The following is a 20682-nucleotide window of genomic DNA, read 5'->3' on the forward strand; positions in this document are numbered from 1 at the left end:
GAATGATTATGTTAAATATTGCATATATTGGTTTTGGAAAAAGTACAAATCGTTACCATTTACCATACTTAAAACTACGATTAAACCAGTTCAAAGTAAGTCGTATTGTGACACCAACACTCGGGAAACGGCCGGCAGATCAATTTGAATGGGAAACAACAGGCACTATTTTTTCTACTGATGTACAAAATATTATCAACGATAGTACTATTGATCTTGTAGTTGTTGTCACACCATCTTCTAGTCATTACGCGATGACTAAAAAACTACTTGAAGCTGGTAAAAATGTACTGGTTGATAAACCAATGGCAGCAAATTTTGATGAAGCAAAAATACTTGTTGATTTAGCACGTAAACAAGGTCTATTCATTATGCCATATCAGAGTCGTAGATTTGATAGCGATTTTTTAACTGTAAAACAAGTCATAGAGAACGGTTATTTGGGTCGTTTAGTAGACTTAGAGGTCCACATGGATCACTATAGGCCAAATGACGGCATCTTTGAAGGGCCTGCTATTGATGGCTCTTTATATGGACATGGTGTTCATTTAGTCGACCAAGTTGTCAGTTTGTTTGGCGCACCAAAATCAGCAATGTACGATTTACGAGCAACACGTATTTTAGAGGCAACTTTGGATGATCAAATAGAAGTCAATATGTTCTATAAAAATGCACTGAAGGCAACAATACAAACAACTGAATTAGCAACTATTCAGTATCCAAAATGGCAATTGCGTGGTACACATGGCACCTTTATTAAATATGATGTTGATGAACAAGAAAACGATTTAAAAGCTGGAATTATGCCAGGAACTGTTGGTTTTGGGTTAGATACACCACAAAATTATGGCAAACTTGTTTATTTCAATCAAAGCGGAGATCGTATTGAAAAAATGGTTCCTAGTGTTTTAGGTGATTATGGGCGTATATATGATAGTGTATTTGATACCTTGGTGAACGGTGCGCCAAAACTTGTCAGTGACGAACAAATGTTAACGGTTATGAAATTATTATCAACAGGTGTGTCAACTGATTCCAACAAATTGGTATCCTTTTAATATCAACTAATTAAATCATTTCAAAAAATAGACGTGTTGCGCATCAGAAATGGTACGGCTCACGTTTTTTTCTGTCTATTCATGATAAAATAGACTAGATAGAAAAATTGAAAGTATACGCATAACTCGCGTGATAAAAAAATGACAGAAATTAACTTAGAACAACTTAAAGAACGACAAAAGCATATCCGTAATTTTTCAATTGTGGCACATATCGATCATGGAAAATCAACGATTGCAGATCGTATTTTAGAGCAGACACACACTGTAGCTGAACGTGATATGCAAAATCAATTGCTTGATACTATGGACTTAGAGCGTGAACGTGGGATTACAATTAAATTAAATGCAGTCGAAGTACATTACGATGCAAATGATGGTGAAACCTACATTTTTCATTTAATTGATACACCAGGACATGTTGATTTTTCCTACGAAGTGTCGCGCTCACTAGCTGCTGCTGAAGGGGCTATACTAGTTGTTGATGCAGCACAGGGCGTGGAAGCACAGACACTTGCTAATGTTTATTTAGCGTTAGATAATGATCTAGAAATCTTGCCGGTTATCAATAAAATTGATTTACCTGCTGCTGATGCAGAAAAAGTTCGTGCAGAAATTGAAGATCTTATTGGCATTGATGCATCGGAGGCGGTATTAGCTTCAGCTAAAAAAGGCATTGGCATTCCTGAATTATTGGAAAAAATTGTAGTTGATTTACCCGCACCGACAGGCGATTTAACAGCGCCATTACGCGCGTTGATTTTTGATTCAGCCTATGATGCTTATCGAGGTGTTGTGATCAATATGCGGGTGCGTGAAGGTATCGTTAAGCCTGGTGATAAAATTAAGATGATGAACACTGGCGCAGAGTATGAAGTCAATGAGGTTGGTGTGATGTCACCAAGTGCCCAGAAACGTGATTATTTAATGGCTGGGGATGTCGGTTATCTAACAGCAGCAATCAAAGATATTCACACAACGCATTCTGGTGATACAATAACTTCTGTTAATAATCCGGCCAGTGAACCATTATCTGGCTATAAACCTATGACGCCCATGGTCTATTCGGGTCTATATCCATCTGATAATGCTAAGTACACAGATTTACGTGATGCGTTAGAAAAGTTGCAACTCAACGATGCTGCTTTAACATTTGATCCTGAAACATCACAAGCCTTAGGATTTGGCTATCGTGTTGGTTTTCTTGGCCTATTGCATATGGATGTCGTTCAAGAACGCTTGGAACGTGAGTTTGACTTGGACTTGGTGACCACTGCACCTTCTGTTACATACCATGTGATGACAAATGATGACGAACTCATTGAAATTGAAAATCCATCTGAAATGCCTGATGCTTCAAAAATTAAATATATCGAAGAACCTTATGTTGATGCTCAAATTATGGTGCCAAATGAGTATGTTGGCGCTGTGATGGAACTTGCACAACGTAAACGGGGCGATTTTGATACGATGGAATACTTAGATGAGACTCGAGTGAACGTGAAGTACAAAATTCCTTTATCAGAAATAATTTTTGATTTTTTTGATAAACTCAAATCAAGCACACGAGGATATGCATCATTAGATTATGAAATTTTTGGGTATCGTCAGTCTGATCTAGTTAAAATTGATATATTATTAAACTCTGAAAAAGTGGATGCACTGAGCTTTATTGTTCATCGTGATTTTGCAGCAGAACGTGGTCGTGTCATTACATCAAAGTTGAAAGAAATTATTCCACGTCAAAATTTTGAGATTCCGGTTCAGGCAGCCATTGGTGCAAAAATTTTGGCACGTACAAATATCAAAGCTTATCGTAAAGACGTGACATCAAAAATCCATACAGGCGATCCGGATCGCCGTGCCAAATTGTTAGATAAACAAAAACGTGGTAAAGCGCGTATGAAGTCAGTTGGTACAGTTGAAGTGCCACAAGAAGCTTTCATGGCAGTATTGAAAACAGATGATGATACGCAGTACGCACGTGGAAATTAATGCTATTTTGTGATTTAAATGTACTGTTTTCAAGAGGTGCAATGAGATGAACTTATGTCAAAAAATGCTAGTAACCAGCATTTGAGGCATATTACAAGGAGACAGATATGTCATTATTTGACAAAATAAAAAAATATTGGCCGTTTGGCGGCCATAGAATGCGCGCAATCGGTTTCGAACGCGCTTTAACGATTGATCAGCCAAACGTTTTTATTGAGAAAAATATTTTGCAACCTAAACCTTCTGATCATGAATTATTAGTCAAAGTTGCTGCCAGTGCCATTAATCCTGTTGATACAAAAATGCGCAGTACTTATCAAAAGGATGGTCAATTTCGTATTCTTGGATTTGATGCGACTGGTGAGGTAATTGGATTAGGAAAAAACGTCTCAAAATTTGAAATTGGTGATTTAGTATATTATGCAGGTGTTCAAATAAATCCGGGTGCTAACGCGCAATATCAAGTTGTCAATGAATCACTTGTCGGACATGCCCCAGTTAAAATTAGTGTAGCTGAAACTGCTGCTATGCCTTTGACAGCAATTACTGCAGTTGAAATTCTACAGTCTTTTGGATTTGATGTGATTGAAAATGAGGGAATTGGTAAAAGTGTTTTTATTTTGAATGGTGCTGGCGGGGTTGGCTCAACTCTCATTCAACTGGCAAAATATTTAGGGCTAACAGTGATCACAACGGCCTCGCGACCGGAATCTGTGACATGGGTAAAATCACTTGGCGCGGATTATATTTTAGACTATCATCAAGATTTACATGAACAGTTAATTCAAATCAAGCACGATAAAGTCGACTATATTGCTATTTTACAAGATACCAATAAATATTGGCCACTAGTATTAGAGTCAATTAAGCCATTTGGTCGTATTGCATCGATTGTAGAAACGAGTGGACCAATTGATATTGGTCCACTCAAAAATATTGGTGCGCAATTCAACTGGGTGTTTATGTTTGCAAAAGGAAATTATGGTGTTAACATGTCAAGTCAAGGTGAAGCATTGAACAAAATAGCTGACTTGTTGGATAATAAAGTGATTCAATCCACACTAACTAAGACCTACAAAGGACTGACTGTTGACAACATTAAACAGGCCACTCAAGATGTTGAGAGTGGACATATGATTGGTAAAGTTGTTATTTTACACGATGAGGAACCATTATGAATTGGCAAGCAGTAAGGGTCGACACGAATACTGAGGCAGTCGAATTTGTATGCGATTTATTAATATCTGTTGGTGCTGATGGCGTTCAAATCGATGAAACAAATGGGATATCAGTCATCGCTTATTATGAAGATAATGACCAATTATCCCCTATCCTTTCAAACATCCAAGCACGACTTCAATTATTATCAAAAATGGCGGTAGATCCTTCACCGGCAACTGTGCATGTGAGTGGTATATCTCAGTCAGATTGGGAAAATAATTGGAAGAAATATTATCATGCGCAGCGCATCACGCGGCATTTGACAGTTGTGCCATCATGGGAGACATTTAAACCACAACAATCAGAAGAAATGCCAATTATTATGGATCCGCAATTGAGCTTCGGTACGGGGACACATGAAACAACGCGTCTTATGATGCAAGCATTAGAGACAGTTGTACGTGGTGGTGAATCCATGATTGACGTTGGTACAGGTTCTGGGGTTTTAGCAGTCGCGGCTAAACTATTAGGTGTTCGTTCTGTTTTGGCGACAGATATTGATGATGTGTCCGTAAAAGTTGCAAAAGAAAACTTGATGTTAAATCCAATTGCGGCAGATATCAAGGTTATCACGAGCGATTTATTATTAAATGTTGATTCACAACCTGTTGATTTGATTGTGGCAAATATCTTGGCGGATGTTATTGAAAGATTAATTCCACAGACAATTTCACGGTTAAAACCAAAAGGCTATTTTTTAGTATCGGGTATTTATGACGCCATTGCGCCACATATTGAAGAACAATTACATGCTAATGGTTATGAAATTGTTCAAAAATCCCAAATGGGTGAGTGGCATAGTTATATTACACAAATTAAGGAAAAATAATCATGCAACGTTACTTTTTAAAAAAATTAATTAACAGTGATCATATAACGTTGACAAAAGATCAAGATATTTTCAAACATTTTGGCAAAGTATTACGTGCACGAGTTGGCTCACAGGCAGAGTTTGTGAGCGTTGATTTGAAAGTTGTCATTGGTGAAGTTGTAGCTATTGATGAAGCGAAGATCACGTTGGCAGTTAAGTCAAGATTAGAAAGCAATGTTGAATTACCAATAAATGTCACAATTATTGTGTCACCACTTAAAAATGACCGTTCCGATTGGCTTGTTCAAAAAGCAACTGAGTTGGGGGTAAAGCAAATTGTATTTGCTGAAATGACACGTACAGTGGTTGACTGGAAAAAACAAGAAGCGAAAAAAGCAGTGCGGTTACAAAAAATTGCACAAGCTGCTGCTGAACAATCTCATCGGTTGTTAATTCCACAAATTCAATTTTTAACTTGGCAAAATGTGCTTGATTTACCTAAACAAATGGGGTTGGTAGCTTGGGAAGAGTCTGCTCGTACGGGTGAAGTTGCAACTTTGGTTAAATCAATTAATGAGATGCCTATAGATACAGATGTGAATCTTATTTTTGGGCCAGAGGGTGGATTGACGATTTTAGAAATTGAAGCGTTGGCTCGTCGTGAATATTATCCAGCCGGACTAGGACCAAGAATTTTACGCGCAGAAACAGCGCCTTTATATGCGCTGTCGGCAATTAGTGTCTTGCGCGAGTTAAATGAATAGTTTATAATAAATAATACATACTTACATATTTTTTTTTAATTAAAGGGTGGTCAGATATGAAAAAAGCATTTAACAAATTTTATGGTTATCAGTGGCTGACTGCCATTTTATTGGGCTTTTTTTTACCTTTCTTTGCGCAACAAATTGGTTTTCGCGAAATTCATCAAGTCATTTGGTTGTACCTTATTGTTAATGGCAGTTACACATTATATTTTGGTTATGCTATTCGTAAGCATGGCTATTCGCCATTATTGATTTTACTCGTACCAGCTATTTTTGGTGGTGTTTCAACGTTTTGGTTAAAACTCGTTGCTACGCAATATGGTTTCTATTTTAGTTTGCTATATATTGTGCTCAGTCTATTTACATTTTTTGGTGATACACGTGATGACCCTGATGAAAATTTGATTCCAATTGAGAATGGTTTTCAGGATCTAGCCTCTGGGACTGAAAAAGATTTTTCGCTACCGATTGATGGTGGGTTTAAGTCTTAAGTGAGCAGTATACTTTTACTAAATAGATTGTCATTATTGTGAAAAAGCGCGAAATTTCGCGCTTTTTCTGGTATAGTTATATAAGGTATTTTACCGATATGTGCGAATTGAACATATTTAATTGGAGGAAAAAAATTGATCACAGTATCAGAAATGAGTTTCAGCTTTGCTGGACCTAAATTATATCAGGATGTTTCTTTAAAGTTGATACCTGGAAATACTTATGGCATTATTGGTGCCAATGGTGCCGGAAAATCGACTTTTTTAAAATTACTTCAGGGTGAACTATTACCAACTGAAGGGACAATTACCATTGGTGATGGGGAGCGATTGTCTTCTTTGCAACAAGATCATTTTGCTTTTGATGCCTTCACAGTACTAGATACTGTTGTTCAAGGACATAAAAGACTATATGAAGTTAAAACTGAGATGGATGCGATCTACGCTAAACCTGATTTCAATGATGAGGATGGTGTCCGTGTTGCTGATTTAGGTGCAGAATTTGAAGAGCTTGATGGTTGGAACGCTGAAGTTGAAGCTGGACAGTTATTAAGTAAATTGGGTATCTCAGATACGATGCATAATACTTTAATGGGAGAACTGACAGAAAACGACAAAGTTAAAGTTTTGTTAGCGCAAGCATTATTTGGGAACCCAGATATTTTGGTATTAGATGAACCAACAAACGGCTTAGATGTGCAAACGATTAACTGGCTAGAGGATTTCTTAGCAGATTTTCCCAACCTAGTGATTGTTGTATCGCATGATCGTCATTTTTTAAATGCTGTGTCCACCAATATCTTAGATGTTGATTTCGGTAAAATTACACCATTTGTTGGTAATTATGATTTTTGGCGTGAATCTTCAGAATTAGCTCAACGTTTGGCTTCACAACAGAACTCTAAAAAAGAAGAACAAATTAAACAATTACAAGAATTCGTTGCACGTTTTTCAGCGAACGCGTCGAAATCTAAGCAAGCAACTGCACGTAAAAAACAATTAGATAAAATTACACTTGATGATATTAAACCCTCATCACGTAAGTATCCATTTATTAATTTTCCACTTAACCGTGAAATGGGAAATGACATGATCCGTTTGGAAAATATTTCCAAAACAATTGATGGCGAAAAAGTGTTGGATAACATCTCGTTTATTGGGCGTCCCGGTGATAAAATTGCAATTTTATCACGTTCTGATTTGGCAACGACAACATTAATGCAAATTATTGCTGGCACAATGACGCCAGACACCGGTACTGTTAATTGGGGTGTGACAACAACACAGTCATACATTGCCAAAGATTTAAATGATAACTTTGAAAATCAAGATGTGACGATTTTAGATTGGTTACGTGATTTTGCAGAAGAAGAACAAAAAGATAACACGAGCCTTCGTGGCATGCTTGGACAGTTATTATTCCGTGGTGATGATTCGCTCAAAGCAATTAAAGTTTTATCGGGTGGTGAAAAAGTTCGTATAACACTAGCCAAAATGATGTTACTCAAGGCAAATGTTTTATTAATGGATGATCCAACAAATCATTTGGATTTGGAGTCGATTCAATCTTTAAATGACGCTGTTGTTAATTTCAAGGGCGGTATCATTATCACTTCACATGACCATGAGTTCTTAGCAACGACGGCAAATCATGTTATTGAAGTTTCTGCTAAAGGTGTTGTTGACCGTGTAGATACATCTTATGATGAATTTATTTCAACCGAGAGCACACAAGAAAAAGTTGCGGCACTTTACTAAAATTGTAATGAATAAATACCATGCAAAAAAGCGCCTAGTAGCGCTTTTTTGCATGGTATAATAATTTCAGAGGAATTTTAAATAATGATAATAGGTATTGATAAAATGGCATTCTACACTCCTAACTATGTGTTAGATCTTGTCACATTAGCAAAGTCTCGTGGTGATGAACCAGATAAATATACAATAGGCATCGGACAGAATCGACAAACCGTCGTGCCTAACTTTGAAGATGTCGTTACAATGGGTGCCAATGCAGCTATAAAAATTATGACGGCTGATGATCGTGAAAAAACAGATCTCATTATTTTTGCGACAGAGTCTGGTATCGATAATTCAAAATCAAGTGCGCTTTATATACAAAAATTGCTTGGATTTTCTGAATTTGTGCGGACTATTGAACTCAAACAAGCATGTTACGCGGGTACTTATGGTTTAATGCAAGCGCGTGATTACGTCGCAACGCATCCTGGAAGACGCGTATTGGTTGTTGCATCAGATATTGCCCGTTATGGTTTATCAACGCCTGGGGAAGTTACACAGGGTGCTGGTGCAATCGCTATGATAGTATCGGAGGCACCTAAAATTGTTAGTATTAATACTGATTCTGTATATATGAGTCGCAATGTTTCTGATTTTTGGCGTCCAGTTGATCGTCAAGAAGCACTTGTCGATGGGCACTTATCAACTGATATTTATAAAGAAATGTTTCTGACATTGTGGCAGCGTTACCAATTAAAAACAAAGCAACAATTAAATGATTTTGCAGGATTTGCGTTTCATCTACCTTATACAAAAATGGGTAAAAAAGCACTTGATCAAATCATAAATGAAGCAACACTGGCACATCAACAAAAGCTAACACATCATTTGCAAGCCAGTCAAAAATTCAACCGAGAAGTTGGCAATCTTTACACTGGTTCGGTTTATTTAAGCCTCTTGTCATTACTAAGTTATGCTACTGATTTAAAATCTGGGGATAAATTAGCTGTTTTTAGTTATGGATCAGGTGCAGAGGCAGAACTTTATTCTGTCACCCTTCAAAACGGTTTTGAAAATCACGTACCAGCTAAAATGACACAACAATTATTATCGAAACGGCAACTTGTTTCTGTGCATCAGTATGAAACTATGTTTAAATCCCAGCTGTATGATTCTCATATTAATATCAATTCAAATGCTGTTAAAGACACCAAGTTATTCCAATTTTTAGGTTGGCACAATGGTGAACGTGTTTATAGGTGAGCATTCTCAAAAAAATGGCATTGAACAAGTAAATACTGTATAATAATCTAAATAACTTTTAAAGAGGAAAAAAATGGCTAAAGCAGTTGTAACAGTTATAGGGAAAGATAAACCTGGAATTATAGCCGGTGTTTCTAAGACATTATCGGACCATAACATTAATATTTTAGATGTATCACAGACAATTATGTCTGATATTTTCACAATGAGTATGCTAGTTAGTTTGGCACAACTAGATGAAGAATTTAATAAACTTCAAGATGATTTAAATCTACTTGGCAAGCAACTTACTGTTGAAATTCATACACAACGCGAAGAAATATTTGATGCAATGAGTCGTGTTTGAGTAACGTCAAGCATCATAGCAGACTAGTTACACAAAAAATTGGGAGAAATTATGGAAACTACTCAAATAACTGAGACCATTAATATGGTCTCAGAAGAGCATTTAGACATTCGAACTGTTACGATGGGTATTTCTTTGCTCGATACCATAGCTGGCACACCACAAGAAACTGCAAAAAATATTTATCAAAAAATTACAACTTATGCAAAGAATCTTGTTAAAGTAACACAGCAAATTGAGCGTGAATTTGGTATTCCGATTACAAACAAACGCATTAGTGTGACGCCTATTGCTTTGATTGCCGGGAAAGCAACGCCTGATGAGATGCTGTACTACGCGCATGCTTTAGATGATGCTGCTAAGGCTGTGGGAGTAGATTTTATTGGCGGGTATTCCGCATTAGTCCAAAAAGGGTTTGCCAATGGTGACTTAGCCTTGATCAAGTCGTTGCCACGCGTGTTAACTGAAACAGATCTGGTTATGTCAAGTGTTAATATTGGGTCGACAAAGGCTGGTATTAACTTAGATGCCATCAAACTGATGGGTGAAACAATTAAAGCGATTACTGATAAGTCGGATACTGCGAACGCAAAAATGGTTGTTTTTGCTAATGCGGTAGAAGATAATCCATTCATGGCTGGTGCCTTTCACGGTGTAAGTGAAGCTGACGTTGTTATTAATGTCGGTGTTTCTGGACCAGGTGTTGTAAAACGTGCCATTGAAAAAGTTAAGGGCGAATCAATTCAGGTTGTTGCCGAAACGATTAAGAAAACAGCTTTTAAAATTACACGTGTTGGTCAAATGGTTGGTGCATTAGCGGCTGAACGTTTGGGTGTCGAGTTTGGGATAGTTGATTTGAGCTTAGCGCCTACACCGGCGCGTGGTGATTCAGTTGCGGAAGTACTGGAAGAAATCGGACTTGAAATGGTTGGGACACATGGGACAACAGCAGCATTAATGTTACTAAATGATGCTGTTAAAAAAGGTGGTGTCATGGCATCGCAACGCGTTGGTGGTTTATCTGGTGCCTTTATTCCCGTCTCTGAGGATGCTGGTATGATTGATGCTGTTAAGGCAGGAGTACTATCGTTAGCAAAACTTGAAGCAATGACTGCTGTTTGTTCCGTTGGACTAGACATGATTGCAATTCCAGGTGAAACCGATGCAACAACTATTGCGGCAATGATTGCTGATGAAGCGGCAATTGGTGTACAAAATAATAAAACAACCGCAGTACGAATTTTACCAACTAATGGCGCTAAAGTTGGGGATATGATTGATTATGGTGGTTTATTGGGAACGGCACCAGTGATGTCAGTAGTTGAGAAATCAAGTGCAGAATTCATTAATCGTGGTGGCCATATTCCCGCACCTATTCATTCATTTAAAAACTAAAAATGCATGGCATAATACATGATTAATGTGAAAACATTATGATTATCATAAAAGCGATCTTATCTTTTTGATAAGATCGCTTTTATATTTTAATATTGATCACATGAATTATTTTGATTTCTGTGGTGTTTGTTCTATAGGTTGTTGATTTGTTGAATTAGATTGTCCAGCCATAATAGCAATATAGACAATTAAGACGATAATGACGATACTTGCCAAAACACGAGCTGGGCGATGCAAAAAAGATGTTATATGGTTTCGTATCTTGGATGATTGCTGTGTGCCACTGTTGCTCTCTGTCATGGCAGACTCGAGTGCATACGCAAAACTGTTTGAGTCAACAACTTTAGCATTTGATTCGTAGGGGACAATGGCAATTTCTCTCGTATCAGATAATTTCAATTGCTTTGGATTAATATGATGCGCATCACGATTAGCTAAAATGTTTTGACGAAAACTGCTAATCGCGCGTAATGATTTATTTTTAAAAAATAAAACGTTTTGATGTAATTGTTCTAATGGTGTTTGGATAGGTATTTTCATAGGGAGACTCCTCTGTGATTAGTTTAAGAATTTAGTCAAACTATTTCTAACCCTAATTATATCGAAAAAAAAACATAATTTGGGTATGTTTGAATGATTGTAACTAAATTAAAGTCTTCTTAATTTTTGAAACGAGTGAATAGCGCGTATAATAAAATTATGCAAACACGAGAACAACAATTGTATCAAGTCTATATCGCATCTGAGCGACAATATTCGCCGTTGACTTTGAAGGCATATGTATCTGATATTGACGAATTTGTGATGTTTTTAACGAAAAATGGTGGATTCACTAACTTTAAAACAGTACAAATATTAGATGTAAGAGTCTACTTAAACGACTTGTATGAACGGAAATTAGCGCGAACAACTATTTCTAGGAAAATCAGTAGTTTACGTATGTTCTACCAATTCATGATTGCCAATCAATTTGTGACTGATAATCCATTTGATAACGTGTCCCTTCGAAAACATGAAAATCATCTCCCAGAATTTTTTTATGAAACAGAAATGACCACACTATTCGATGTCGCATATAATCCCGAAGATTTATTGTGGCAAAGAAATGCAGCTATATTAGAGTTTTTGTATGCTACAGGTGCACGTGTGGCAGAAATTGCCAATTTGACGATGACGCAATTAGATTTTTCGCAGCGATTAGTTTTAATTCATGGCAAGGGAAATAAGGATAGATACGTGCCATTTGGTCATTTTGCAGCACAAGCGCTATCGCAATATTTAAAAGAGACACGTCCTAAACTGATAGCAAAGCAAGTACCACATGATTTTGTGTTTGTTAATCACCGTGGTGAACCAATAACAACTGCAGGGATTACATATATTTTAAACGAATTAATGAAGCGTTCGACATTAACTGGTAAAATTCATCCACATATGTTACGTCACACATTTGCGACGCATTTGCTTAATAATGGCGCTGATATGCGCACAGTACAAGAATTATTAGGTCATGTTAATTTATCGACAACACAAATGTACACGCATGTGACGCGTGAAAATTTACAAAAAAATTACCAAAATTTTTTTCCACGTGCCAAAAAAAAGCTGTAAACGCTTAACATTAATTACATTTATCTCTCAAAATTTGGTAGAATATAGGTATTATGATTAAACTAGAAAATAAAAACTTAAAAGTGATGATTAATGAAGAAGGTGCCGAATTAACTAGCGTGTGGCACAAACAAGCCGAATTGGAATATATTTGGATTGGCGATCCAAAATATTGGGGGCGCCATGCATCTAATTTGTTCCCTATTGTGGGCCGTTTACGTGGTGATCAGTACAAAGTTGCAGGTGAAACCTATTTTATGAATCAACATGGTTTTGCGCGAAACACAGTTTTTGACGTGATTGAACATGACGATAATCATGCTCTTTTTCGGATTCATGATACGGGTTCGACAATGCGTGTTTATCCATTCAAATTTCAGCTAGATATTCGCTATGATTTAACAGATGATAATGATCTTAAAATTGCGTATATTGTTCACAATACGGACACAGAAGAATCATTATTTTTCAGTGTTGGTGGACATCCAGCATTTAATTTACCACTTGATGGTGGTAAATTTTCAGATTATTATGTTTCGATTGAGCCGGAAAAACTTTATGATCGCGTTCGTTTGACAGGTCCTTACTCAAATCCAAATGTACCGACTCCTTTTAATGCAAATATTCCATTACGATTACGTCAAGAAGATTATCATGATGATGCGATTATTTTAAAGTTGGATCGTCAAAAAACGTCATTTTTACTTGCACGTTTAGCTAACCAACATGGGTTACGTATGACGTTAGATAATGCACAATTTTTAGGTATTTGGACACCAGCTGGAAAAGAGGCGCCCTTTATTGCATTAGAACCATGGTGGGGAATTGCTGATACAGTTGATTCAACTGGCAACTTTAAAGAAAAATTTGGTGTGAATGTTTTGGCAGCAGGGGACACATTCAACGGGACTTATAGTTTGAAATTTTTCTAAACGATGTTTGCGTCAGAAAAATATTGAAATAGGTTATTAAAATGTTCTTTTAGTTTTAATATGTATTGATATTTTCATCGTCTAAGTAAACTCATGAGATGAAAATAAAACCAATTGTGTGTGTTCAGGGAAGCCAAGATATTGAGATCTGGGGCGAAAGCAGTTTGACAAAAAATTCATTGAAGATCAATTGAAAGTAATTTTCAGGTCTGCATTAGCAGTCTATGGGGCCTTAAGTTATGAGATCATTCTTTTTAACATGGTTTTGATATCTTAAAATCAGATGGCACCGTGGAAAGTTGTCCTGAAAATATTGCAATGAGCAAATATTTTCAGGACAGCTTTTTATTGACTCTAAAAATACTTGTACATGTAGAAATATTTGAAAAATAAAGTGATAACATCAAGTATAGGTTAAGGACAATTTATTCTTGAGTTATTGGTGTCCGTTGTCAACAAGGGGTTGCGCTTGCATAGCGAACTTATGAACTTATGAATTTTTGGCATTAGTAATTGTAACTTGAAAAATTTTTCAATTAATTTTAACAATACACAACGTTTACGTGACATGATGCCTAAAGATATACTTGTCATGTCTGATTTGAGCATCAAAACACATGCTGACACAGTATTGCTGGAGATCTTACAAGTAGACGATATTTCAATTGATGATATCTTTATGAAGCGTAAAGATAAAATAGATATGATTAAAAGTGGATGGGATAATACGTGCGTATGACTAAAATTAAACTTTGTGGTAACTTTCGTGTTGAAGATGCTGACCTTTTAAATAAAGTGCAACCTGATATGGCAGGCATTATTTTTGCACCAGGACAGCGTAGAACAGTAAATTTGATGACGGCGCTTAAAATACGCGAACGTTTAAATGATAGTATTCCACTATATGGTGTATTTGTTAATCAAAATGTGATGGACATGTTAACTTTTTTTGCTAATGGCCTCATCCAAGGTGTACAACTACATGGTGAAGAATCAGAATTAGAAGTAACATTATTACGGGAAAGAAATGTTCCTGTGATTCAAGTGGTTAAACCACAGCAAGCAATGCTTAAAACAGCAGCAAACTATGTATTGCTAGATAACGAATTTGGCTCTGGAAAAACATTTGATTGGCGTATTGTACCACCAAAGCCCTTACGCCAAACACCTTTAATGTTGGCGGGTGGCTTGACAACTGACAATTTGCAAGATGCGATAAATCAAGTCCAGCCAGAATGGGTTGATATTTCTAGTGGTGATGAGGTAGCCGGCAATAAAAATCTGGAAAAAATGCGTACTTTAGTCGATATCGTACGACAATAGACAGCTAAATAATAATATTTTAGAATAATAAGGTAACGTCTGTAGAAAAAATAGAACAGGTTGTAAAGAATAGAGTTTTAAGAAATTGTTAAATCAATCACAATCATAACAAAATTTGTTAACCTATAAGAGTTACTGTTGGCAACTAAGAAAAGTAGTTTAGCAAAGAATGCTACGAGCGTTCTCAACAGATCAGCTTTCAAAAAACAAACGGAGGATTTGACGACATGTTAAAAGCGCTTAATAAATCATGGTTGTTTGACTCATTTGGGGTACTTATTGTTATTTTTGCGGCCTATACGTCGGGCTATCTTTTTGATAATCTAACGCAAACTGTATTCTTTTCAAAAAATGAATGGGCTAAATATGTACCATTTGGTATAATTTCAGTGATATCATCTAGTTTATCTATTATTTCTACACGCTTGACCGCTAGGTTGAATAAAGTTGGGAACATTGTGGGAACTATCAATACGCTCATGTCAGGTGTCATTGATTTTATGCTCGGCAACAACGGTGCTATATTGACATATCCAGTGTCTTTTTTACTCAATGCTGCATCGATTAAGGGCTGGCGCCAATATGAAGACAAACGTGTTAATCGTGCGACTGATTTCAAGAAATGGCTGCCACTCGTAGTTGGCGGCGCAATCATATTAAGTTTAGGTTTGAATTATTTAGCTTTTCAAAATACAAGTCCGTTATTTTGGTTAGCAAGTGCAGTTTTTAGTCTTTCTTTAATTCCAAATATATTAAATATTTTCAAAATTGAAGACCAGTGGTTATTTTGGATTTTTTATAACTTTGTCCAATTAGTGAAAGCTACTATGCAAGGCAATTTTGCTAATGTTGGAAAATATTTATATTATATTGTAAATAGCGGCGTCGCTTATCCAATATGGCGTATGGCTAGACAAAATGATTCATAATGATATTGAAGATGTTTAAAAGAGGTCTTTTTAATGCTACTTGGTGCAAACAACGCAGCATGGTAGAATAAATAACAGGCGCTGTTAAAATATATGAATCGAGTAGTTAAATGATTAAAAAAATAATCGTAGCATCCAATAATTCCGCAAAAACACGTGAAATACAAGGTGTTTTTGCGGAATTTGGCGTATCAATTATTAATTATCGTGAATTAATTGATGAACAAAAATTTCCGATTGAAACAGCCTCAAATCAATATCTTAATGCCTTAAATAAGGCACAATATATTCAACAATTTTTACCAAATGATAATATCTTGGCTGATGATACTGGCGCCTATTTTGCAGCTTTTCCTGAACGTTTTGGATTAACAACCTCACGAGAATTAAAGGCACTTGGATTAAAATCAATTCATGAAGAAAACGATTATTTATTGCATCTTTATAATTCAGATGTTACTCGCAGTGCCTACTTAGAGGCTTTATTTGTTCTAGTTATGCCTCATGGTAGAATAGTTTCTAGCCATGGTCGTGGTGGGATCATTGTTGCACAAAATGAACGTGGCAACTATTCAGTTGGATTTGATGCACTATTTGTAGCCGAAAATGGTAAGACATTTGCTGAAATGCCTATGAACGAAAGGGTGGGTTATTCACACCGCGGTCGTGCAGCAAAAAAATTGTTGCAAGAAATAGACCAAACATTTTAAAACATTAACTAATTTAGAATTAGATTGGCAGTTATATGTTTAGAAAAGGTTATCTTCTTGTTAGTATTAGCATGACTATGACATATTCATTAAAAAAAGGATTGCTATTCTTAAAAAAGTGAGCTATAATAAAAAGGACCAACTGGGTAGAATCTATCTACCTACCCGCCACTTATTCTTCGGAGTAAGTGGCGTTTTTTAGTTTGTTAGCAACAGATTGTAATTTGATGATTTACACGATAGTCAATTAGAACAAATATTTATGTGATGACAGTTTCGGATTCACGTTATAATTAATAGTACGGACGACATAATTGATATGTGTGCGATAATTTATTTTTTGAAAGAAGATAACGGTAAACAACAACATGACAGAGCTCGTTATAACAGAACTAACACAAACAGATACTGCTAAACAAGTGTCTCAAGTACTTAACATCACCTTTAAGCAGGTTAACGCAACACTCACGTTATTAGGCGATGGCGCCACGATACCTTTCATTTCTCGTTATCGTAAAGAAATGACGGGTGAACTTGATGAAGTACAAATTCGAGATATTCAATCAACGGCTAAAAAAGTTCATGATTTGGCTGACCGTAAGCACACTGTTTTAAAAGCAGTGCAAGAGCAGCAGCAACTCACACCGGATTTGCAAAAAGTAATTCAATCGGCAGAAACATTACAAATTGTGGAGGACTTATATCTACCCTATAAACAAAAAAGGCGTACAAAAGCAATGATAGCTCGAGAAAATGGGTTACAACCACTGGCCGATTTTGTCCTTTCACATGTAACAGCTGATATTCCTAGCGCGTTGTACATTAACGATGCACTACCAACTCCAGAAGATGTGTTGGCAGGCTTACATGAAATATTAGCCGAACAAATTGGTGAAAACGCCATTTATCGACAATGGTTACGTACGCGAATGGGTGCGGATGGTGTGTTAGTATCAAACATCAAGCGTTCTGGTAAAGAAAAAGATGAGCAAGAAGTTTATGGGCAATATTATGATTACAATGAGTCAATTAAAACATTACGTGATAACAAATTTCGTATTTTAGCTGTTAATCGTGGCGAAAAAGAGGGGATTTTAACAGTTAAAATTGATTTTACCGAAGCTCGTATGATTCATTTTATTCAAACAAAAGAATTAAATGGACAGCCTGCATCTGGATTAGGATACCAAGTACTACGTGTAGCGATTGAGGATGCTTATAAACGTTTTATCCAACCCGCTGTAGCACGTGAAATTCGACAAGAATTAACGACACAAGCACAAGAACAAGCTATTAAAGTTTTTGGGGATAACTTGTATCATTTATTAATGCAGGCACCACTTAAAGACAAAGTTGTTATGGGATTTGATCCAGGATTTAGGACAGGTTCTAAGTTGGCGATTGTTGATGGCAATGGCAAGTTCTTAAAAAAACAAGTTATCTATCCACATAAACCAGCCAATGCCCAGCAACGACATGAGGCAGGTGAAATATTTGAATCCTTAATACATGAATTTGATGTCCAATTGGTCGCAATTGGGAATGGTACGGCTTCACGTGAATCAGAGGAGTTTGCTGCTGATCACTTACCAAGTGGTGTTCAGTATGCAATCGTTAATGAGGCGGGGGCTTCAGTTTATTCTGCATCTGATGCAGCGCGAGAAGAATTTCCTGATTTACATGTTGAAGAGCGTTCGGCTATTTCTATTGGTCGTCGCATCCAAGATCCTTTAGCAGAATTAATTAAAATCGATCCAAAATCAGTTGGTGTCGGTCAGTATCAGCATGATCTCAATGCTAAATCACTTGATGAACAAGTTGATCATGTTGTAGAGACAGCAGTTAATCAGGTCGGTGTTAATTTGAACACAGCAAGTGCGGCATTACTCACGCATATTGCAGGTTTGAACAAAATTCTAGCTCAAAATATTGTGACATATCGTCATTCAATTGGTGAATTTACTTCCCGAACACAACTTAAAAAAGTGACACGCTTAGGACCCAAAGCTTTTGAACAATCGGCAGGATTTTTACGTATTTTATCAGGTAAAAATGTCTTGGATAATACAGATATCCATCCAGAAAGCTATCCGGCTGCCAAACAGCTTCTAGAATTGGCTCATGTAACACCGCAAACATTAGCAACGCAATCAGCCAATGACGCGTTAAGGATGTTAGATAAGGCAGACATAGCTAATAAACTGGCAATTGGTATACAAACATTACATGATGTGATTAGTAGTTTACAAAAGCCAGGTCGTGATGGCCGTTCAGAGATGGTGGGGGCGCTATTAAAATCAGATATTTTGCATATTGAAGACTTAAAAGCTGGTATGAAAATGCAAGGCACTGTGCGTAATGTCGTTGATTTTGGTGCGTTTGTTGATCTTGGTGTTAAACATGACGGGTTGGTCCATATTTCTCGTTTGGCAAAGCGCCGTGTGAAAGTACCATCTGAAGTTGTTGCTGTTGGCGATATTGTTGATGTTTGGGTGGTTGACGTTGATGAGAAGCGCCAACGAATTGGACTAACAATGGTTAATCCAGAGGAGAATAATTAATGATCATACAACCTGCCAAACAAATCGATCAGGCAGCGATTTTAAAACTTGAACAAACAATATTTGATGATATGTCATTAGAAATATATGAAGAATTGAGTGTAGCTGACGTCCAGGCGGCATGGGCGCTTGCGGTCGCGACTTCAGAAAAAAGTCGTTATCATTACAGCCGCGCAATAGTTGCCAAAAATGATGACAATGAAGTGGTGGGGGTGCTTTTTGGTTATCCAGACACAGAAGAAAAGATACTTGATAACACGCTACAGACAATATTAGCTGATAAATATAGCTATCATCGCTGGTTGTTTAGTGACTCAGAAGTTTTTGATAATGAATGGTATCTCGATTCAATTGTTGTGACAGACGCGGTGCGTGGACAAGGAATTGGCAAGCAATTGATCAAATCTGCTGAAATTCGTGCCAAACAAGAAGCGCGCGAGACGATTGGGCTAAATGTTGATGATGGTAATCCAAGGGCCCAAAAATTATATGCCGCGTTAGGTTTTGAGTCGGTAGGTAAAATAATGATTGGCAAACATGCATATACACATATGCAAAAAAAGGTGTGAAAAAAAGTCTTCACTAGCCACTGCTAGTGAAGACTTTTTTAGAAGAAAATAAATTTTTTCTTGGGGCGCAGATAAGAAAACCCTTCACCTAATTGTTCTTGTGCGGTAAATATAGAGACAAACGCTTTAGGGTCGATTTCTTGAATAATATGTTGTACCGTGCTGACCTCGGATGGATCAACCACAGCATAAACAACTCGCTGATCGCGATGTGAGTAGCCACCTTCAGATTTTAAGAAACTTGTACCGCGTTCCAACTCATGCATAATTGCATGTGATATTTCTTCAGGATAATCCGTAAAAATCATAAATGATCTGGCAGTATAGGCGCCTTGTTGCGTTAAACCAACGACTTGTGCAAATACAAAGGAGGCAATTAAAGTGTACATCATGTGGATCACGTCAATATAAATTAAAGACATCAATAGTACAACAACATCTAAGGCAAACATAGTACGGCCAATTTGGATACCTAATTTTTGTTCCATAATGCGTGCAATCACATCCGTACCACCAGAGGTGCCACCAAATCTAAACACAACACCAAGACCAATGCCTGACATAATGCCAGCCAAGAGACCGGCAATTAGCATGTCGTGGTGAAGTGCTGGAGGCATTGGAAATTTTTGCCAGACATAGAGCCAAAATGATAATGAAATAATTCCCCAAATTGTATAGATTAAAGACCGTCGGCCAAGAACACGGTAACCAATAATCAGTAAAGGAATGTTTAGAATCAAGTTGGTATACGCAGGATTCCAGTTAAATAATGCAAGCAAGATCAGCGTAATACCCGATAATCCACCTTCAGCTAATTGATTGGTGATATTAATATTAATTAAACTCCAACCATAAAAACCTGTGCCAATCGTAATCATGATGATATCTTTTATTGAAATACGTGCTAAATTTGTATTGTCCATAGACAATTTTTCTCCTCACATACATTGATTTCAT

General features: G+C 36.8%; 20 protein-coding genes. 18 read left to right on the forward strand and 2 right to left on the reverse strand.

Features of this window, described 5'->3' with window-relative positions:
* Positions 1–8: 8 nt before the first annotated feature.
* The 10 genes from EUI_RS0105300 (at position 9) to EUI_RS0105345 (ending at position 11087) form a co-directional block, all read left to right on the forward strand.
* Positions 9–1058 (forward strand): Gfo/Idh/MocA family oxidoreductase, encoded by a 1050-nt coding sequence (locus EUI_RS0105300; protein ID WP_010016618.1) that lies wholly within the window; start codon positions 9–11, stop codon positions 1056–1058.
* Positions 1059–1199: 141 nt separating this feature from the next.
* Positions 1200–3053, forward strand: a complete 1854-nt coding sequence (lepA, locus tag EUI_RS0105305; protein WP_010016619.1) for a translation elongation factor 4 — start codon at positions 1200–1202, stop codon at positions 3051–3053.
* Positions 3054–3160: 107 nt separating this feature from the next.
* Positions 3161–4231, forward strand: coding sequence for a zinc-binding alcohol dehydrogenase family protein (locus tag EUI_RS0105310; RefSeq protein WP_010016620.1), 1071 nt, complete (start codon positions 3161–3163; stop codon positions 4229–4231).
* A complete protein-coding gene (prmA, locus tag EUI_RS0105315) occupies positions 4228–5103 on the forward strand; it encodes a 50S ribosomal protein L11 methyltransferase (RefSeq protein ID WP_010016621.1) in 876 nt (291 codons plus the stop codon). Before EUI_RS0105310 ends, prmA begins: the two co-directional genes overlap by 4 nt.
* A gap of 2 nt (positions 5104–5105) precedes the next feature.
* Positions 5106–5849: an RsmE family RNA methyltransferase gene (locus tag EUI_RS0105320; RefSeq protein ID WP_010016622.1), complete on the forward strand. Its 744-nt coding sequence runs from the start codon at positions 5106–5108 to the stop codon at positions 5847–5849.
* Positions 5850–5905: 56 nt separating this feature from the next.
* Entirely contained in the window at positions 5906–6343 is a 438-nt protein-coding gene (locus EUI_RS0105325) for a hypothetical protein (RefSeq protein ID WP_010016623.1), read from the forward strand.
* A 135-nt stretch (positions 6344–6478) separates the two neighbouring features.
* Positions 6479–8101: an ABC-F family ATP-binding cassette domain-containing protein gene (locus EUI_RS0105330; RefSeq protein ID WP_010016624.1), complete on the forward strand. Its 1623-nt coding sequence runs from the start codon at positions 6479–6481 to the stop codon at positions 8099–8101.
* 84 nt (positions 8102–8185) lie between these two features.
* A complete protein-coding gene (locus EUI_RS0105335) occupies positions 8186–9346 on the forward strand; it encodes a hydroxymethylglutaryl-CoA synthase (RefSeq protein WP_010016626.1) in 1161 nt (386 codons plus the stop codon).
* 73 nt (positions 9347–9419) lie between these two features.
* Positions 9420–9692, forward strand: coding sequence for an ACT domain-containing protein (locus tag EUI_RS0105340; RefSeq protein ID WP_010016628.1), 273 nt, complete (start codon positions 9420–9422; stop codon positions 9690–9692).
* A 51-nt stretch (positions 9693–9743) separates the two neighbouring features.
* Positions 9744–11087 carry a PFL family protein gene (locus EUI_RS0105345; protein ID WP_010016629.1) on the forward strand — a complete coding sequence of 448 codons (1344 nt, stop codon included), beginning with the start codon at positions 9744–9746 and terminating at the stop codon, positions 11085–11087.
* A 108-nt stretch (positions 11088–11195) separates the two neighbouring features.
* On the opposite strand, the gene EUI_RS0105350 is transcribed toward EUI_RS0105345, so the two are convergent.
* A complete protein-coding gene (locus EUI_RS0105350; protein ID WP_010016630.1) occupies positions 11196–11630 on the reverse strand; it encodes a hypothetical protein in 435 nt (144 codons plus the stop codon).
* 159 nt (positions 11631–11789) lie between these two features.
* Between EUI_RS0105350 and xerC the strand changes: the two genes are divergently transcribed.
* The 8 genes from xerC (at position 11790) to EUI_RS0105390 (ending at position 19725) form a co-directional block, all read left to right on the forward strand.
* Positions 11790–12701, forward strand: coding sequence for a tyrosine recombinase XerC (gene xerC / locus EUI_RS0105355; RefSeq protein WP_010016631.1), 912 nt, complete (start codon positions 11790–11792; stop codon positions 12699–12701).
* Between the two features lie 53 nt (positions 12702–12754).
* Positions 12755–13633 carry an aldose 1-epimerase family protein gene (locus EUI_RS0105360; RefSeq protein WP_010016633.1) on the forward strand — a complete coding sequence of 293 codons (879 nt, stop codon included), beginning with the start codon at positions 12755–12757 and terminating at the stop codon, positions 13631–13633.
* A gap of 505 nt (positions 13634–14138) precedes the next feature.
* On the forward strand, positions 14139–14372 hold the full coding sequence (locus EUI_RS0105365; protein WP_081460645.1) for a beta/alpha barrel domain-containing protein: 234 nt from the start codon (positions 14139–14141) through the stop codon (positions 14370–14372).
* Entirely contained in the window at positions 14369–14956 is a 588-nt protein-coding gene (locus EUI_RS0105370; RefSeq protein WP_010016635.1) for a phosphoribosylanthranilate isomerase, read from the forward strand. The genes EUI_RS0105365 and EUI_RS0105370 overlap by 4 nt, the downstream gene beginning before the upstream one ends.
* A gap of 227 nt (positions 14957–15183) precedes the next feature.
* Positions 15184–15885, forward strand: coding sequence for a nicotinamide mononucleotide transporter family protein (locus EUI_RS0105375; RefSeq protein WP_010016636.1), 702 nt, complete (start codon positions 15184–15186; stop codon positions 15883–15885).
* Positions 15886–15995: 110 nt separating this feature from the next.
* Positions 15996–16595 (forward strand): non-canonical purine NTP pyrophosphatase, encoded by a 600-nt coding sequence (locus EUI_RS0105380; protein ID WP_010016637.1) that lies wholly within the window; start codon positions 15996–15998, stop codon positions 16593–16595.
* A 368-nt stretch (positions 16596–16963) separates the two neighbouring features.
* Positions 16964–19156, forward strand: a complete 2193-nt coding sequence (locus EUI_RS0105385) for a Tex family protein (protein WP_010016638.1) — start codon at positions 16964–16966, stop codon at positions 19154–19156.
* Positions 19156–19725, forward strand: a complete 570-nt coding sequence (locus EUI_RS0105390) for a GNAT family N-acetyltransferase (protein WP_010016639.1) — start codon at positions 19156–19158, stop codon at positions 19723–19725. Before EUI_RS0105385 ends, EUI_RS0105390 begins: the two co-directional genes overlap by 1 nt.
* Positions 19726–19763: 38 nt before the next feature.
* On the opposite strand, the gene EUI_RS0105395 is transcribed toward EUI_RS0105390, so the two are convergent.
* Positions 19764–20648 carry a YitT family protein gene (locus EUI_RS0105395; protein WP_010016640.1) on the reverse strand — a complete coding sequence of 295 codons (885 nt, stop codon included), beginning with the start codon at positions 20646–20648 and terminating at the stop codon, positions 19764–19766.
* Between the last annotated feature and the right edge of the window lie 34 nt (positions 20649–20682).

Source organism: Leuconostoc gelidum subsp. gelidum KCTC 3527, assembly GCF_000166715.1.
GTDB classification, from domain to species: domain Bacteria; phylum Bacillota; class Bacilli; order Lactobacillales; family Lactobacillaceae; genus Leuconostoc; species Leuconostoc gelidum.

Coding starts and splice junctions, on each gene's coding strand:
- EUI_RS0105300 (WP_010016618.1), top strand. CDS start 9: ATGTTAAATATTGCATATATTGGTTTTGGAAAAAGTACAAATCGTTAC.
- lepA (WP_010016619.1), top strand. CDS start 1,200: ATGACAGAAATTAACTTAGAACAACTTAAAGAACGACAAAAGCATATC.
- EUI_RS0105310 (WP_010016620.1), top strand. CDS start 3,161: ATGTCATTATTTGACAAAATAAAAAAATATTGGCCGTTTGGCGGCCAT.
- prmA (WP_010016621.1), top strand. CDS start 4,228: ATGAATTGGCAAGCAGTAAGGGTCGACACGAATACTGAGGCAGTCGAA.
- EUI_RS0105320 (WP_010016622.1), top strand. CDS start 5,106: ATGCAACGTTACTTTTTAAAAAAATTAATTAACAGTGATCATATAACG.
- EUI_RS0105325 (WP_010016623.1), top strand. CDS start 5,906: ATGAAAAAAGCATTTAACAAATTTTATGGTTATCAGTGGCTGACTGCC.
- EUI_RS0105335 (WP_010016626.1), top strand. CDS start 8,186: ATGATAATAGGTATTGATAAAATGGCATTCTACACTCCTAACTATGTG.
- EUI_RS0105340 (WP_010016628.1), top strand. CDS start 9,420: ATGGCTAAAGCAGTTGTAACAGTTATAGGGAAAGATAAACCTGGAATT.
- EUI_RS0105345 (WP_010016629.1), top strand. CDS start 9,744: ATGGAAACTACTCAAATAACTGAGACCATTAATATGGTCTCAGAAGAG.
- EUI_RS0105350 (WP_010016630.1), bottom strand. CDS start 11,630: ATGAAAATACCTATCCAAACACCATTAGAACAATTACATCAAAACGTT.
- xerC (WP_010016631.1), top strand. CDS start 11,790: ATGCAAACACGAGAACAACAATTGTATCAAGTCTATATCGCATCTGAG.
- EUI_RS0105360 (WP_010016633.1), top strand. CDS start 12,755: ATGATTAAACTAGAAAATAAAAACTTAAAAGTGATGATTAATGAAGAA.
- EUI_RS0105370 (WP_010016635.1), top strand. CDS start 14,369: ATGACTAAAATTAAACTTTGTGGTAACTTTCGTGTTGAAGATGCTGAC.
- EUI_RS0105375 (WP_010016636.1), top strand. CDS start 15,184: ATGTTAAAAGCGCTTAATAAATCATGGTTGTTTGACTCATTTGGGGTA.
- EUI_RS0105380 (WP_010016637.1), top strand. CDS start 15,996: ATGATTAAAAAAATAATCGTAGCATCCAATAATTCCGCAAAAACACGT.
- EUI_RS0105385 (WP_010016638.1), top strand. CDS start 16,964: ATGACAGAGCTCGTTATAACAGAACTAACACAAACAGATACTGCTAAA.
- EUI_RS0105390 (WP_010016639.1), top strand. CDS start 19,156: ATGATCATACAACCTGCCAAACAAATCGATCAGGCAGCGATTTTAAAA.
- EUI_RS0105395 (WP_010016640.1), bottom strand. CDS start 20,648: ATGGACAATACAAATTTAGCACGTATTTCAATAAAAGATATCATCATG.